General features: G+C 62.8%; 14 protein-coding genes. 7 read left to right on the forward strand and 7 right to left on the reverse strand.

Annotation, left to right across the window (positions count from 1 at the left end; translation table 11 throughout):
• Window positions 1-316 precede the first annotated feature (316 nt).
• Complete coding sequence (locus BSG19_RS03170; RefSeq protein WP_092984755.1) at window positions 317-577, reverse strand: accessory factor UbiK family protein; 261 nt, start codon at window positions 575-577, stop codon at window positions 317-319.
• A gap of 270 nt (window positions 578-847) precedes the next feature.
• On the opposite strand from BSG19_RS03170, the gene lgt reads away from it, so the two are divergent.
• The 6 genes from lgt (at window position 848) to BSG19_RS03200 (ending at window position 7,341) form a co-directional block, all read left to right on the forward strand.
• A complete protein-coding gene (gene lgt, locus BSG19_RS03175; protein ID WP_092985548.1) occupies window positions 848-1,699 on the forward strand; it encodes a prolipoprotein diacylglyceryl transferase in 852 nt (283 codons plus the stop codon).
• On the forward strand, window positions 1,696-2,787 hold the full coding sequence (locus tag BSG19_RS03180) for a class I SAM-dependent methyltransferase (RefSeq protein ID WP_092984757.1): 1,092 nt from the start codon (window positions 1,696-1,698) through the stop codon (window positions 2,785-2,787). Before lgt ends, BSG19_RS03180 begins: the two co-directional genes overlap by 4 nt.
• A gap of 151 nt (window positions 2,788-2,938) precedes the next feature.
• Window positions 2,939-3,730: a peptidoglycan editing factor PgeF gene (gene pgeF, locus BSG19_RS03185; RefSeq protein ID WP_092985550.1), complete on the forward strand. Its 792-nt coding sequence runs from the start codon at window positions 2,939-2,941 to the stop codon at window positions 3,728-3,730.
• A gap of 1 nt (window position 3,731) precedes the next feature.
• Window positions 3,732-4,883, forward strand: a complete 1,152-nt coding sequence (locus BSG19_RS03190) for a M24 family metallopeptidase (protein WP_092984759.1) — start codon at window positions 3,732-3,734, stop codon at window positions 4,881-4,883.
• A gap of 259 nt (window positions 4,884-5,142) precedes the next feature.
• On the forward strand, window positions 5,143-6,129 hold the full coding sequence (locus BSG19_RS03195; protein ID WP_348272114.1) for a hypothetical protein: 987 nt from the start codon (window positions 5,143-5,145) through the stop codon (window positions 6,127-6,129).
• A 279-nt stretch (window positions 6,130-6,408) separates the two neighbouring features.
• Window positions 6,409-7,341 carry a ribose-phosphate pyrophosphokinase gene (locus BSG19_RS03200; RefSeq protein WP_092984761.1) on the forward strand — a complete coding sequence of 311 codons (933 nt, stop codon included), beginning with the start codon at window positions 6,409-6,411 and terminating at the stop codon, window positions 7,339-7,341.
• A 27-nt stretch (window positions 7,342-7,368) separates the two neighbouring features.
• Here BSG19_RS03200 and BSG19_RS03205 read toward each other — a convergent pair whose 3' ends face one another.
• Genes BSG19_RS03205 through BSG19_RS03215 form a run of 3 tightly spaced genes read right to left on the reverse strand, consistent with a single transcriptional unit; the run spans window position 7,369 to window position 9,495 of the window.
• The gene (locus BSG19_RS03205; RefSeq protein ID WP_244529070.1) at window positions 7,369-7,734 is read right to left on the reverse strand and encodes an EamA family transporter; all 366 of its coding nucleotides are present in this window, start codon (window positions 7,732-7,734) and stop codon (window positions 7,369-7,371) included.
• The gene (locus BSG19_RS03210) at window positions 7,731-8,507 is read right to left on the reverse strand and encodes a class I SAM-dependent methyltransferase (protein ID WP_244529071.1); all 777 of its coding nucleotides are present in this window, start codon (window positions 8,505-8,507) and stop codon (window positions 7,731-7,733) included. Before BSG19_RS03210 ends, BSG19_RS03205 begins: the two co-directional genes overlap by 4 nt.
• The gene (locus BSG19_RS03215) at window positions 8,485-9,495 is read right to left on the reverse strand and encodes a glycosyltransferase (RefSeq protein ID WP_092984763.1); all 1,011 of its coding nucleotides are present in this window, start codon (window positions 9,493-9,495) and stop codon (window positions 8,485-8,487) included. Before BSG19_RS03215 ends, BSG19_RS03210 begins: the two co-directional genes overlap by 23 nt.
• A 164-nt stretch (window positions 9,496-9,659) precedes the next feature.
• On the opposite strand from BSG19_RS03215, the gene BSG19_RS03220 reads away from it, so the two are divergent.
• Window positions 9,660-11,504, forward strand: coding sequence for a hypothetical protein (locus BSG19_RS03220; RefSeq protein ID WP_092984765.1), 1,845 nt, complete (start codon window positions 9,660-9,662; stop codon window positions 11,502-11,504).
• A 12-nt stretch (window positions 11,505-11,516) separates the two neighbouring features.
• On the opposite strand, the gene BSG19_RS03225 is transcribed toward BSG19_RS03220, so the two are convergent.
• From BSG19_RS03225 to BSG19_RS03235, 3 genes are all read right to left on the reverse strand, one after another.
• Window positions 11,517-11,912 (reverse strand): DUF779 domain-containing protein, encoded by a 396-nt coding sequence (locus tag BSG19_RS03225; protein WP_244529072.1) that lies wholly within the window; start codon window positions 11,910-11,912, stop codon window positions 11,517-11,519.
• A 256-nt stretch (window positions 11,913-12,168) separates the two neighbouring features.
• A complete protein-coding gene (adh, locus tag BSG19_RS03230) occupies window positions 12,169-13,677 on the reverse strand; it encodes an aldehyde dehydrogenase (protein ID WP_092984767.1) in 1,509 nt (502 codons plus the stop codon).
• 158 nt (window positions 13,678-13,835) lie between these two features.
• Window positions 13,836-14,783, reverse strand: a complete 948-nt coding sequence (locus BSG19_RS03235) for a helix-turn-helix domain-containing protein (protein WP_092984769.1) — start codon at window positions 14,781-14,783, stop codon at window positions 13,836-13,838.
• Window positions 14,784-14,995 lie beyond the last annotated feature (212 nt).

Consider the following 14,995-nt stretch of genomic DNA (forward strand, 5'->3'; position numbering starts at 1 on the left):
TGTGACCCGTTTCGAATCATCTTGTAAAATCAGTGTATAACGCCGGAGTCTGCACGCCAGCCCCGACAGTCCGAAAAAGGCGTCGCAGCTGTGGATAGAGCTTTGGAAACTGATTCAGCCTGAGTCAGTAAAGGATTCAGCGGATTGCGTTTTTTAGGGATGTCCACAGGGTCGAATTTTTTCGCGATTTCGACCGCACGAAGCCTGCCATGAGGCAGTGGAGCCGCCCGTAACGGCGACGCAAGTGTCGCCAGCAGGCAAGGAAGCGGAGAAACACCCTCCCCGCTTCTCGGAATAAAGCCATCGAAAAGGTCGATCAGCCCTTTTCGGCGAGACGTGCTTCCAGAAGAGCGACGCGCGCCAGAAGGGCGTCGTTTTCCTCGCGGGCCCGCAGCGCCATCTCGCGCACAACCTCGAATTCCTCACGCTTGACCACATCCATCGTGTTGAGGATGCGCTCGCCCTGCGTCCGGAACATCGTCTCCGCCTCGCGCCGCACGCCTTGCGCCGCGCCGGCCGCGTCCGTCATCAGCTTGGCAAGATCGTCGAGAATGCGGTTTGCGCCTGTCGTCGTCATGATGTCCCTCCGGGATCGCGGTTGGAGCGCCGCATGGCGCCTGTGATATGGAGGTAGGAGAGGCAGGGCCGGCTTGCAAGGAAAAACCAGTGAATCATGGGGCTTGCAACCCTCGCTTCGCTTGACCCCATGCATGCCGCCCGCCATGGTCCCGAGCAGGCGGGCGTGGCGAAAGACCGGTCCGCAAAGAAACCACCCGTCGCAGGTCCTGATCCGTTGCCGGGTCTGCCAAAGGATCGGCCGGGTGAAACCGAGGCTGAAGCACGTCCTTTGGAACCCATCGCAAGCCTTCTTTCGATCCTGCCCTTCCCGGAGATCGATCCCGTCCTGATCGCTATCGGCCCGCTGCAGATCCACTGGTACGGTCTTGCCTACGTCGCGGGCATCCTGCTCGGCTGGTTCTACGCCCGCCGTATCGTGCGCAACGAGACGCTGTGGGGCGGCAAGGCACCGATCACCGAGGTCGATCTCGACGACTTCCTCCTCTGGGTGGCCGTCGGCATCGTCGGCGGTGGGCGCATAGGCTACATCCTGTTCTACGACCTGCCCTCCGTTATCGCCAATCCCCTGCGGGCTTTCGAGATCTGGAACGGTGGCATGTCTTTCCATGGCGGCCTCATCGGCACGATCCTCGCCATGCTGATCTTCGCTCGCAAGCGGTCCATTCCGATCTGGAGCCTGTTCGACGTCGTGGCCGCCGTGGTGCCGATCGGTCTGCTCTTCGGCCGCCTCGCCAACTTCATCAATGGCGAGCTATGGGGTCGCCTCTCCTCCATGCCCTGGGCCATCGTGTTCCCGACCGGCGGGCCGTTCGCGCGCCATCCGAGCCAGATCTACGAGGCAGGCCTTGAGGGCATTCTCCTGCTCCTCGTGCTAGCGTTCCTCATCTACAAGCGCCACGCCCTGCGTAAACCCGGGCTTGTCGCCGGCGTCTTCATCACCGGCTATGGCCTTGCCCGCATCTTCGTCGAGTTCTTCCGCGAGCCGGACGTGCAGATCGGCTATCTCGCAGGGGGCTGGCTGACGATGGGCATGCTGCTGTCGCTACCGATGGTCGGGCTTGGTGTCTGGGCGATTCTGCGCGCCCGCCGGGCCGCAACCCTTTCGAGGACGCGCCTGTGACCACGCCGCTTGCAGAGAAGATCAAGGCGATCATCCTGGCATCGGGACCGATCAGCGTCACCGACTACTTCGCGCTTTGCCTTGCCGATCCCGAACACGGTTACTACCGGACGCGCGAACCTTTCGGGCAAAGCGGCGACTTCATCACGGCGCCCGAGATCAGCCAGCTGTTCGGCGAGCTCATCGGCATGTTCCTGTTCGAGGCCTGGCGCCGTCACGGCCAGCCGGAAACGGTTGCCATTGCCGAGATCGGCCCGGGCCGCGGCACCATGATGGCGGATATCCTGCGTGTTCTTTCCCGCCTGTCACCGGAGCTCTATGAGAAGGCCAGCGTGCATCTGGTCGAGACAAGCGAGCGCCTGCAGAAGGTCCAGAGCCAGACGCTCGTCGCCCACAAGTTCAAGATCGCGTGGCACGAGAGCTTCGAGGAGATCCCGGACGGCTTCATGCTGCTGGTTGCCAACGAACTTTTCGACGCCATCCCCATCCGCCAGTTCGTAAAGACCGAGCAGGGCTTTCGCGAGCGCATGGTGGGCCTGGATGCCGACGACAATCTCTGCTTCACGGCAGGCGTCGCGACCATCGACCCTGACCTTTTGCCGCCAGGAGACAACCTGCCCCTCGGCACCATCTTCGAGGTCGCCCCGGCCCGTGACGCGGTCATGGCCGCCATTTCCGCACGGCTGAAGCGCACCGACGGCTCTGCCCTCATCATCGACTATGGCCATATGGCGACGAATTACGGCGATACGCTGCAAGCGGTTCGCGCCCATCAGTTCGACCCGCCGCTTGCCCACCCCGGCGAAGCTGACATCACGAGCCATGTGGACTTCGAACAGCTCGCCCGCCGCGCCGTCGCAGAGGGACTGCGGATCAACGGCCTGACCTATCAGGGCGATTTCCTGCTTGCCCTCGGCATCCGCGAACGTGCCGAAGCGCTTGCGCGCGGCAAGGACATCATCGTGCAGGAAGGCGTACGACAGGATGCCGAGCGTCTTTCCGGCTCGGGCGAAGGCAAGATGGGCGAACTGTTCAAAGTCCTCGCCGTCAGCCACCCCGCCGTGGCCCTCGTGCCGTTTCAGGCCTGAGCGGATCGCACCGCTGAAGATGCCGTCTTCGGCCTGCGCGATTGACACGGCAGGCGGCAAAAGGTCAACATCCCGCGCAAATCAGAGGCGAGCCATGCTTGGCATCGCTCGTTCCCGTGAAAACGCTGACATCAAAAAGGGCGAAAGACCAATGCAGGACGACGCCTTTCCCTCCCCCCTTCAGAGCGCGCTGCTCACCTCCGCATCGCCTTCCATCGCCCATGGCTTCTTCACCCGAGAGGGCGGCGTCTCGGAGGGAGTTTACGAGGGGCTGAACGTTGGCCTCGGCTCGAAGGACGACCGTGCCCATGTCGAGGAAAACCGCAGCCGCATTGCCGCATGGTTCGGCCAGCCTGTCGCAAAGCTCGCGACCGTCCATCAGATCCATTCGCCCGATGTCGTCACCGTCGGCCACGATTACGACGGCACGCGGTCGGAAGCCGATGCGCTGGTCACGATGGCACCCGGCATCGTGCTCGGCGTCCTCTCGGCCGATTGCGGCCCGATCCTTTTCGCCGACCCGCAGGCCCGTGTCGTCGGTGCCGCACATGCCGGCTGGAAGGGTGCGCTGACCGGCGTCCTCGAAAACACGATCTCCGCCATGATAAAGCTCGGCGCGACTCGCGGAAACATCGTCGCCTGCCTCGGCCCTTCCATCGGCCCCGGCAATTACGAGGTGGGGCCGGAATTCGTCGAGCGGTTCCTTGCTCACGACTCGACCTATACCAGCTTCTTCACCCCGTCCGAGCGCTCCGGTCACGCGATGTTCGACCTCCCCGGCCTGACCGTCGCGCGCCTTGTGGCGGCCGGCGTCAAGGCCGAAAAACTCGGCCTCTGCACCTATGAGGACGAGGCTCGTTTCTTTTCGTACCGCCGGACAACCCATCGCGGCGAGCCGGATTACGGTCGGCAGATTTCCGCCATCAGCATCAGGGAGGCATGACATGGCCCTTCACTTCACCCAGGACGAGTACGCCGCGCGCCTTGCCAGCCTCACGGCGAAGATGCGCGAGGACAAGCTCGACGCGCTGCTGCTTTTCGCGCAGGAGAGCATGTACTGGCTGACCGGCTACGACACCTTCGGCTACTGCTTCTTCCAGACGCTGGTGGTAAAATCCGATGGCTCCATGGTCCTGCTGACGCGGTCGGCCGATCTGCGTCAGGCGCGCCACACCTCCAATATCGAGCGCATCCAGGTCTGGGTCGACAGGGTCAATGCCGACCCGACGATGGACCTCAAGAACCTGCTGAGCGAACTCGACCTCCTCGGCGCGCGTATCGGGATCGAATACGACACGCACGGTATGACCGGCCGTATCGCCCGGCTGCTCGATCACCAGATGGCAAGCTTCGGACAGATCATCGACGCATCCATGCTGGTCGGACGGCTGCGGCTCATCAAGAGCCCCGCCGAAATCGCCCATGTCGAAAAGGCCGCAAGCCTGGCCGACGACGCGCTGGATGCAGCCCTGCCGCTGATCGGCCCCGGCGGCGACGAAGCGGCCATCCTCGCCGCCATGCAGGGCGCGGTTTTTGCAGGCGGCGGCGACTATCCCGCCAACGAGTTCATCATCGGGTCGGGCGCGGACGCCCTTCTCTGCCGCTACAAGGCCGGCCGCCGCAAGCTCGATGCGCAGGACCAGCTCACGCTTGAATGGGCCGGCGTCAGCGCCCACTACCACGCGGCCATGATGCGCACGATCGTCGTCGGCGAGGTGACCAACCGTCATCGCGAGCTTTACAGCGCCTGCCGCGAAACCATTCAGGCGATCGAGATGGTCCTTCGGCCGGGCAACACTTTCGGCACCGTTTTCGATGTCCATGCGAAGATCATGGACGAACGCGGCTTGGCCAAGCACCGGCTGAACGCCTGCGGCTACTCGCTCGGCGCCCGTTTCTCGCCCTCGTGGATGGAACAGCAGATGTTCCACGCAGGCAATCCGCAGGAGATCCTGCCCAATATGTCGCTTTTCGTGCACATGATCATCATGGACAGCGACAGCGGTACGGCCATGACGCTCGGGCAGACCTACCTGACGACCGACGGTGCGCCACGGGCTCTGTCGCGCTACGGCCTCGATGTCATCGACCTGTGACGGGCGCCCGGCGATAGAGCGGGGACAGGCGCTCGCCAGCCCCAAAAAGGATAAGCCCGATCAAAACGGGTTCTTAGGATTATCGCGATAGACTGGCCGCCTCGACGCTCAGCACCGAAGGGATAGGCCCTTCGGATGGCGTCACAGTGTGCCAGCGTATCGGCGTATATACTGCAGCTATCCTGACGTTCGCCATGAGGCGTACCGGGTGCTGGAGACGGGCGACGTGCGCTGCATCTGTCCAGGACGGAGGTCGACCGTGCGCACCCTCTTCGCAACGACGACGAACATCGCGCGCAGCCGCGCCGCAGCAACGCTCTTGGCCCTCCCTTTCCTTTTCGCGCTGTCGTCCTGCAACAGCATCGACGCGCTGACCCCGCCGGAGAATGTCGGCGACGGCAGCTATCAGTCCTCGCCGGTCAATCAGGCCGACCTCGACACCATGTCGTCGCAGCAGCCGGTGGTGAACAGCGCGCCCGCCGGTGCGGTCGCCGTCCATGAAATGCGGGTCCAACGGTCGGCAAGCCTGTCCGATCCGAACTATACCGATCAGGCCGCACCGCGGGCGGACCAGCCCGACATCACCGGCACCGCCTATGCACGTGGCGACGAGAGCTACCGCAATCCTGCGGGCTCCTTCGAGGCGCAGGCTCAAGCGCTCTCCAGCAATCCGCCCCCGCAGGTCTCAGCGTCCGAAAGCGCGGTCGGCTTTCCTGCAAACGGCAACCAGGTCAGCGAGACCGAGGCCGCCGCACGCACGCGGAGCGCCGAGGCGCCGCGATCCGAGCCGGCAGAAACAGCGCAGAACGATGTACCCGCCGAAGCCGGCAGCGCACCGGAAGAGCAAGCCGCCATCGCCCCGGCCGCCAAGGCAGGCCCTGCCGGCAGCATCCGCTTTCTCCCCATCATGGGCGCTCCCGTCGAGGCTATCCGCCCCCTCTCCGAGCAACTGGGCTCCGAAGCCCGCTCGCATGGTCTCACCATCAAGACGGCGGCCGAACCCGGGAGCCAGCATATCCTCAAGGGCTATTTCTCGGCCTTCAAGGATGGTCGCAAGACCACGATCGTCTACGTCTGGGACGTGCTCGATCAGGCCGGCAACCGCCTGCACCGCATCCAGGGGCAGGACAGCGTCGAGACCAAGGGCGCCGATCTCTGGTCGGGCGTCCCCCCGCAGACGATGCGCGACATAGCCACAAAGAGCGTCGGGCAGTACGTGACCTGGCGGGATGCCACGGCAGGTTGAGAATGGCCGATTGAGAATGAGCGCGCCCGTCTTTTCGAAGCCTCTAAAACGCCTTTTCCGGCACCGCCTTCGAAATCTTTTTCGGATAAACCCTCTCCATACCGGCGTTCCTCTTGCATTCGAGGATAAGGCCGCTATGAAGCGCCCATCGGCATCGACAGGGGCACGCTCCTTGAGACCGACGCGCATTGGGATGCGGGTTTACGGAATCTTGCGGATTACGGCAAACGGACCGTCCGGTTCGGGCCTATCCCGGACAGCACGACAGGCGGACCATCGATGAAGGTTTTCGCGGGCAATTCGAACCGGCTCCTCGCCGAAGCGATCTGCAACTATCTCAATCTTCCGCTCGGGCGGGCAACGGTCCGGCGTTTCGCCGATCAGGAAATCTTTGTCGAGATTCAGGAGAACGTGCGCGGCGAGGATGTCTTCCTCGTCCAGTCCACGTCCTTCCCGACGAACGATCATCTGATGGAACTGCTGATCATGATCGACGCCATGCGCCGCTCGTCGGCACGGCGCATCACGGCCGTCATCCCCTATTTCGGCTATGCCCGTCAGGACCGCAAACCCGGCCCGCGCACACCGATCTCCGCAAAGCTCGTAGCGAACCTCATCACCGAAGCCGGTGCCGACCGCGTGCTGACGCTCGACCTGCATGCCGGCCAGATCCAGGGCTTTTTCGACATCCCCACGGATAATCTCTACTCCGTGCCGATCCTGACGCGCGACGTGAAAGAGCATTACGAGCTTAGCAACGTCATGGTCGTTTCGCCCGACGTCGGCGGCGTGGTGCGCGCCCGCGCGCTCGCCAAGCGCCTGGACTGTCAGCTCGCCATCGTCGACAAGCGCCGTGAACGCGCAGGTGAATCCGAAGTCATGAACGTCATCGGCGACGTCACCGGCAAGGATTGCCTGCTGATCGACGACATCGTCGATAGCGGCGGCACGCTCTGCAACGCGGCGGAAGCCCTGCTCAAGAACGGCGCAACCAGCGTCACGGCCTACATCACGCATGGCGTGCTCTCAGGCGGCGCCGTCGCGCGCGTCACCTCGTCCAAGCTGAAGGAGCTCGTCATCACCGACAGCATCCAGCCAACGACGGCCGTGCAGTCCGCGCACAATATTCGCGTGATTTCGACCGCAAACCTGATCGGCGAGGCCATCAACCGCACCAGCCAGGAAGAATCCGTATCCAGCCTGTTCGACTGACATCGCGCCCGGCTGCGGGCGTGTGCCTCAGCTGTTGATGACGATCATCCCGCCGATCAAGAGCACTGCGCCGATGGCGGTGCGCAAGGTCAGCGCTTCCCCAAGGAACACGCTGGCGAGCAGCGGCACGAAGCAGAACGTCAGCGCCATGAACGAATAGGCGATCGTCAGCGGCACGCTCTTCAGCACGAAGATCCAGACCAGTGTTCCCACGCCATAGACCGCAAGCGCCGCGATCATCAGCGGATTGAGCAGAAGCGCAACGATGCCGGCCACGCCGAAGTCGCCCGTGGTGCGGCTCGACAGCTTGAACAATACCTGCCCCATTGCGATCATCAGTGGCGTTCCGATCAGGCCCAACCAGAGAGCCGGGTTGTCGTTTCCCCCGATCATGCCGCAGCCGTCTCGTTGCGGCCAGCGACGTTCCCTGCCCTCTCGACCGTCTCGCAATAGAAGATGTCGCGGCCGATATCCTCGCAGACATGGATCGCGGGAACCGGGTGGAGGGCGCGCAGGAAGGAGTGCGTATAGGGAAAGAAGTTGAAGTGCGGATTGAAGCTGTAGCGATACTCCCGCTCGCGCGGTACGACGATGATTAACCGGCGGCGCGCGATCCGGCGCAACTCGGAGATAGCCTTCCGATAGTCGAGCACATGCTCGATGACATGCGTGCAAATGACCGTATCGAATTCGCCATCCGCAAAAGGCAGATCCTCGATACGAGCAGCAACATATTCGACACCCGGAAGACTTGCGGCATCGTCGACCACGAAATCGACGCCAGTCACGCGACTGAGGGCCGGCTGTGCTGCCTGAACATGTTTCAGGAGCGCGCCGGTCCCGCAGCCGACATCGCAGACGCTTTCACCTTCGATCGCGCCGGCGATACGACGGATGCAGGCGACCGAGTTATCGGTCCCCTCATGCACGCGCGGGTGCTTGCGGTAGAGGTCCTCATATTCCGCTTCCGTCAAAAATGGCGCGCGGGCGCGAAAGCTGGCGAGATGGACGATGTGCTCGCCCCAGACCAGCTTGGCGGCCGCACGGAACAGACGAGAATCCCGCACCACCGGCGGCAGCAGGTCTTCCAGCACGAAGCGGATACGGTTGGTGGTCTCGCGGTTCATCGCCCGGCCTCCGGCATCACGCAGCCGCACTCCGCGCATCGCCCGTTTCCTGCGGCATCGGCTTGGCCGAGACAGACATGCTTTCGGACAGGAAAGGGCTCGACGGCAGGGCCATGTAGTGCAGCCGCAGCTGCTCTGCGCGAGCACGGGCAAGAGAGTCTAGGATCAGACCGGCGGTAAACATCATGAACGAAATCATCATCAAGGCAACCGACAGTACCCAGGTCGGCATGCGCCGAACGAGACCTGTCTCGAAATATTCGACCAGGACAGGCGCCATGAAGACGAGGCTCGAAGCCATGAAGGCGGCGCTGATGGTGCCGAAGAAGGTGAAGGGCCGCGTCTCCTTCATCAGCATCGCAAACATCCAGAGGATCCGCCCGCCGTCCCGGAATGTGGAGAGCTTGGAATGCGATCCTTCCGGCCTCCGGCCGTAATCGAGCGGCATCTCGCAAACCGGGAGCTTCAGCCTCGAAGCATGCACGGACATCTCGGTCTCGATTTCAAACCCGCCGGAAATGGCCGGAAAGCTCTTGGCAAAGCGCCGCGAGAACACACGGTATCCCGAAAAAATGTCGGTAAAATCATTGCCGAACAAAGTCCGGTAAAGCCGATTGAACAGCCGGTTGCCGAAGGCGTGCCCCTGCCGGCCCGCATCCGCCTTAACGCCCCTTCGCGTGCCCACCACCATGTCCGCGCGCTCGGAGATCATTGTGGCGATCAACGCCGGCGCGTCCGCCGCCGCGTAGGTGCCGTCGCCATCCGCCATCACGTAGACATCGGCATCGACGTCGGAGAACATGCGGCGCACGACATGGCCCTTGCCCTGCCGCGTCTCCCGCGTGACGTGGGCACCCGCGAGCGCTGCGCGCAACGCCGTCTCATCGGTCGAATTGTTGTCGTAAACATGGATGCGCGCAAGGGGCAATGCCGTGCGGAACGCATGAACGACCGACACGATCGTCGCCGCTTCATTATAGCATGGAAGGAGTACGGCGATCCTGAGATCTGTCGGAAGCGTCTGCATCGATGTCATCCGTGGCGATCGCACGACAATGACCGGGAAATCTTAAGGTCTCGTTGAAGACGATACCCGGTCAATGGTCGATGATCGAGCGCTCCGGTTACCCTTGTTCGACAAAGGTTTTTTCACCTTCGCCTTCTATGGTTCCTGCCAGCCGGACACCCCGGATGACGATTGCGAGGCCTTCCGCCGTGACCCTTTCCGAACCCGCCTCTCGCAACGTCGCGCCATCGACAGCAACATCGCCGAAAAGGGCCGTCACGCCTCGGGTCGCGGTCTTCCTCGCCATTCTCGTCGTCGCCATCGCCTCCATCGTTGCCGGTATCAGGGCTACGGATTATGTCGGGGCAGACAATGACGACGCCATGCGCCTCGTCGAGATCAGGGATTTTCTCCTCGGACAAGGCTGGTTCGACATGATGCAATACCGCCTCGGCCTGGACGGCGGTACCCTGATGCACTGGTCGCGCCTCGTGGATCTGCCGATCGCCGGGCTGATTATCGTCTTCGGCCTGTTCCTGAAACCGGAGGCCGCCGAGGCGGCAGCTCTCTTCATCTGGCCGATCCTGTTGATCGTCCCCGTCGTCGCGGGCGTGGCCAGGGCCTGCCGGAATATCGGCGGATACCAGACCATGATGATCGGTCTCGTTCTGATCGCCATGTCGATGATCAGCAATGTGCGCTTCCAGCCGGGAAATATCGACCATCACAACGTCCAGCTTGCCCTGATCGCTCTGCTCGTGGCCGGCCTTACCGATCCTCTCGGCCGGACCAGCGGCCATGCCATTGCTGGCATCATGGCAGGGCTCGCCATCGCCGTCGGCGCGGAAACAACCCCGCTGGTGGCGGTCGCCGCACTGGTCGTCTCGCTCCGCTGGGCGTGGCATGGCCAGTCGATGGATAGAGCCGCCATGGTCTTCGGCCTGTCGCTTGCCGCCACGGTTGCGGCGACCTTCATCGCCACAACGCCGCCTCGGCTCTACGGGACGGTGACCTGCGACAATCTTTCATTCGGCTTCTTCGCCATCGCGACTGCGGGCGGTCTGGCGCTTTATCTTTCCGCCCTCATCACAAGCCAGCGTTCGCGACGGGCACGCATTCTGGCCCTTGCCGCCTCGGGTGTGGCCGTTGCCGCCATCACGCTCTCGAGCGCACCGCAATGCCTGCAAAATCCCCTCGCCTCGCTCGATCCACTCCTGAAGACCCTCTGGCTGGAACGAGTACAGGAAGCGCAGTCGATCGTACAAACGGTGCAGACCATGCCTTCCTATCTCGGCTTCGGCTTTGCGGCCGGCATCATCGCCATCATCGTCTGCCTCGTGCGCATCTGGCGAAACGACCGTCGGGAACTGCATCTCGTCTTCCTCGCGCTCTGCCTTCCAACGCTTGCGATCAGCATGATTCAGATCCGCGGCACCACCTTCCTCAATTTTCTGTCGATTTTCCCCTTGTCGCTTGCGGTTTCCGACCTGCGTACCCGAGCACACCGCGAACCGAAAATCATCGGCGCGGAACTCGCCTTTGCCGGGCTGATGCTGGTCTCGCTCCCGAGCGCCTGGGCTGTCGCTGCAGCGGGCGTGGCAAAGATCACCGGTGCGGACGACACGGTGATGGGGGGGATAGCGCCGAGCGCCTGCGTCGCACGTGACGCGATCGCTCCGTTGGCCGACGAACCCATCGGCGTCGTGGCAGCTCCCTCCAATCTAGGCGCCTCTATCCTGCGCTTCACGCACCACCGCGTGCTCGCGGCTCCCTATCATCGCAACCAGGCGGGCATGCTTGCGGAACTGAATATCGGACTTGCCCCGGCTGAAACCGCGAAAGATCTTTTGATCAGGAACGGCGTCACACTGCTTGCCTTCTGCGCTACGGACGGCCAGACAAGCCTGATTGCGGATCATGCTCCCGACGGGCTCTATGCCACGCTCGGCCAGGGCATTGTTCCCGCCTACCTTCAGCCCGTCACGACTTCGGAAAAGATGGTCCTGAAGATTTTCCGGGTCGAGCTTTGAGCGCCTGCTCTCTCAGGTGCGCGTGGGTACGGCACAGGCTTCGCCGCCGGAGAAGAGACGTGAGCGGGTGAGGAACCGTTTCTCGCGACCGTTGTCCAGTGAGAACATGCCGCCGCGCCCGGGAACGACATCGATGATCAGCTGCGTAAGTTTCCAGACCTCGAACTGGCTGCCGCTGATATAGACTGGCACGCCACCGATCTCGCCAAGGCATACGTCGTGATCCCCGACGATATAATCGTCCGCCGGATAGCACATGGGCGAGGAGCCATCACAACAGCCGCCGGACTGATGGAACAGAATGTCGGGATGATCCTGGCGGATCTCCTCGATGAAGGCGAGCGCCACCTCTGTTGCAAGAACCCGTTTCTGCCCGTCCGGCATATCGCCGGCGACAATGCCATGCATGTGGATAGTGTCCATTTATGAGATATGCCTAAATTTAGTGAGTGACGACCTGTTCATAATTGTGACATAGTTGCGTCCACGATTTGGGAGGATCACATCATGTCGTACCGCACGGAGTGCTATCTGAGCTGCATCAGTCTCTCACTGCTCTTGTGGAGCGCGCTGGCTCTGGTCGTTCATCACGGTTGACCGCGACCGCATGCCACCTCCCTGACAACGGGAGATGGCCTCACGGATGCGCGGATTCCCTCTGGTCTCAGAAGAATCCGAGAGCTTTCGGGCTATAGCTGACCAGCATGTTCTTGGTCTGCTGATAGTGATCAAGCATCATCTTATGCGTCTCGCGCCCAATGCCGGACTGCTTGTAGCCGCCAAAGGCAGCGTGGGCGGGATAGGCATGGTAGCAGTTCGTCCAGACACGTCCTGCCTGTATGTTGCGGCCGAAGTTGTAGCAGCGGTTCGCATCGCGGCTCCATACGCCGGCACCGAGGCCGTAGAGCGTGTCGTTGGCGATCTCAAGCGCTTCCGCGTCATCCTTGAAGGTGGTGACCGAGACCACGGGGCCGAAGATTTCCTCCTGAAACACCCGCATCTTGTTGTGGCCCTTCAGCACCGTCGGCTTGACGTAGAAACCACCGGCAAGCTCGCCCTCAAGCATGTTGCGCTCGCCGCCGATGAGAACTTCCGCGCCTTCCTGGCGGCCGATGTCCATGTAGGACAGGATCTTGTCCAGCTGCTCGGAGGACGCCTGCGCGCCGATCATGGTGGCCATATCGAGCGGATTGCCCTGCTTGATGGCTGCCACGCGCTTCAGCGCTTTTTCCATGAACCTGTCGTAGATCTTTTCGCTGACCAGCGCCCGGCTCGGGCAGGTGCAAACTTCGCCCTGATTAAGCGCGAACATGGCGAAGCCCTCGAGCGCCTTGTCGAGATAGTCGTCATCCTCCGCCATCACGTCGGCAAAGAAGATGTTCGGCGACTTGCCACCGAGTTCGAGCGTGACCGGAATGAGGTTCTGGCTCGCATATTGCATGATGAGCCGGCCGGTCGATGTCTCCCCGGTGAAGGCAACCTTGTTGATGCGCGGATTGGTGGCGAGCGGCTTGCCGGCCTCCAGACCGAAGCCGTTCACGATGTTGAGCACGCCCGGCGGCAGCAGGTCGGCGATCAGTTCGGCCCAAACGAGGATGGATGCCGGTGTCTGCTCGGCCGGCTTTAGGATGACGCAGTTGCCGGCCGCCAGTGCCGGGGCTAGCTTCCACGCGGCCATGAGGATCGGGAAGTTCCAGGGGATGATCTGCCCGACGACGCCAAGCGGCTCGTGGAAGTGATAGGCAATGGTATCGCGATCGACTTCGCCGATCGTGCCTTCCTGAGCGCGGACGCAGGACGCGAAATAGCGGAAGTGGTCGATAGCGAGCGGCATGTCGGCCGCCATGGTCTCGCGCAACGGCTTGCCGTTGTCCCAGGTCTCCGCCCGCGCCAGCAGCTCCATATTGTCTTCCATGCGCTGGGCGATTTTCATCAGAATATTGGCGCGCTCGGTGGTCGAGGTGCGGCCCCATTTGTCCTTGGCGGCATGGGCGGCATCGAGCGCCAGTTCCACGTCGGCGGCCTCCGAGCGGGCGATCTTGCAGAGCACGCCGCCCGTGACGGGGGTCGTATTGTCGAACGTCCGGCCGCTTGCGGCGTCGCGCCAAGCCCCTCCGATAAAGTTGCCGTACGTCTGCTTGAACGGGTTCTCGACGATCTTCTGGTGCAGCATGTGGTTCTCCTCCAAAGGACAGCTACCTCTGTCTGGAGAGAACCTGCGCCGGAACATCGCGTAGCAAAAGAGGCGGAAACCGCTTCGGGGGCGCGAATGTCTCACATCTGCGACAAGGGTGCAGTGCAACCCGTGCTGCACCGCAAACAGCAGCCTTCTCAGTCGATCGAGAGCTTCTTCATCTTCCGGTAGAGAGTTGCCCGGCTGATGCCGAGGCTTTCGGCAGCAGCCGACACATTCCCACTGGCCCGAGACAGCACTCGGCGAAGCGCGGCACGCTCCGCGTCATCGAGGTTCTCGTGTTCGCCTGAGGGACGGTCGTGCAGGAGGTCCGAGGCAGGAATGCCTGCCGCGATTCTCACATCATCGATCCCGAGCGTCAGCCGGGCCGCCCGCGTCGCACCGAGGACGAGGTCGTCGCGATCGATGGCGAGGAGCGCCGGTGTCGCTTTCCCCTCCGCCGGCACGAGGAGCACGCGATGGCCTTTGAAGGCCCGGTGGAAGAGATTCGATTCAATCCGCGCTGCGGCATCGCGCACCGCCTGCGAGAGAATGGTCATAGCCATCTCCCCGGCGTCTTCCCGGCAGGTGGAGATATCGATTGCCGCCGTGACCCGCCCCCGGTGGTCACGGATCGGTGCCGTGGCGCAGGAAAGACCGGTGTTGCGGCTGAGGAAATGCTGGTCGCGATAGATGACGATGGGCCGCTCGTCGGCAATGGCCGTTCCGATGCCGTTGGTGCCGACGCTGGCCTCGCTCCAGAGCGTACCGGACCACAGACCTATTCCACGAAAATCATCGTCGTCGCCGGCTGCGCCCCGCCGGTCCAGCGCGACGCCGTTGCCATCCGTCAGCAGCAGGCAGCAACCCGCCTTCCCGACTGTCGCAAACAGCCGGTCGATCTCGCCCCGCGCCTCTTCGAGCAAGGCTCCGCTCTCCTCACGGGCATCGCTGAATGCCCGCTCGTCGAGCCGGAGCGGCGACCGCGCTTCCTCCGGCGAAAGTCCATGAACGGTCATGCATCGCCGCCACGAGGCGGCAACGGGCGAACTGGCTGCCGCAGACGCATGATGCGCCACGGCCTGAACGTGATCCGAATGGTTCATCCGCTCTCCTCCCCGAAAGCTGACGGTAAGGGCACTATAACGGGATTTCCGGAAAGGTCCATGCCGGGCGCGCCGGGGCTCCCGCTGTTGCCGGAACGGTCCATTCAGGAAATTTCGCGCGGGCCTGTGTCCTCTCGGCTTTCAACTTGCTACAGCGAAAGGACACCATGCCCGCAAGGGCCAGCTCTTTCATATCCTTCCGACGGACGATC

It is taken from the genome of Rhizobium sp. NFR03 (assembly GCF_900111275.1).
Classification (GTDB): Bacteria; Pseudomonadota; Alphaproteobacteria; order Rhizobiales; family Rhizobiaceae; genus Ferranicluibacter.

Coding starts and splice junctions, on each gene's coding strand:
- BSG19_RS03210 (WP_244529071.1), bottom strand. CDS start 8,507: ATGCGCGGAGTGCGGCTGCGTGATGCCGGAGGCCGGGCGATGAACCGC.
- adh (WP_092984767.1), bottom strand. CDS start 13,677: ATGCTGCACCAGAAGATCGTCGAGAACCCGTTCAAGCAGACGTACGGC.
- BSG19_RS03190 (WP_092984759.1), top strand. CDS start 3,732: ATGGCCCTTCACTTCACCCAGGACGAGTACGCCGCGCGCCTTGCCAGC.
- BSG19_RS03235 (WP_092984769.1), bottom strand. CDS start 14,783: ATGAACCATTCGGATCACGTTCAGGCCGTGGCGCATCATGCGTCTGCG.
- BSG19_RS03215 (WP_092984763.1), bottom strand. CDS start 9,495: ATGCAGACGCTTCCGACAGATCTCAGGATCGCCGTACTCCTTCCATGC.
- BSG19_RS03225 (WP_244529072.1), bottom strand. CDS start 11,912: ATGCATGGCATTGTCGCCGGCGATATGCCGGACGGGCAGAAACGGGTT.
- BSG19_RS03170 (WP_092984755.1), bottom strand. CDS start 577: ATGACGACGACAGGCGCAAACCGCATTCTCGACGATCTTGCCAAGCTG.
- pgeF (WP_092985550.1), top strand. CDS start 2,939: ATGCAGGACGACGCCTTTCCCTCCCCCCTTCAGAGCGCGCTGCTCACC.
- BSG19_RS03200 (WP_092984761.1), top strand. CDS start 6,409: ATGAAGGTTTTCGCGGGCAATTCGAACCGGCTCCTCGCCGAAGCGATC.
- BSG19_RS03205 (WP_244529070.1), bottom strand. CDS start 7,734: ATGATCGGGGGAAACGACAACCCGGCTCTCTGGTTGGGCCTGATCGGA.
- BSG19_RS03220 (WP_092984765.1), top strand. CDS start 9,660: ATGACGATTGCGAGGCCTTCCGCCGTGACCCTTTCCGAACCCGCCTCT.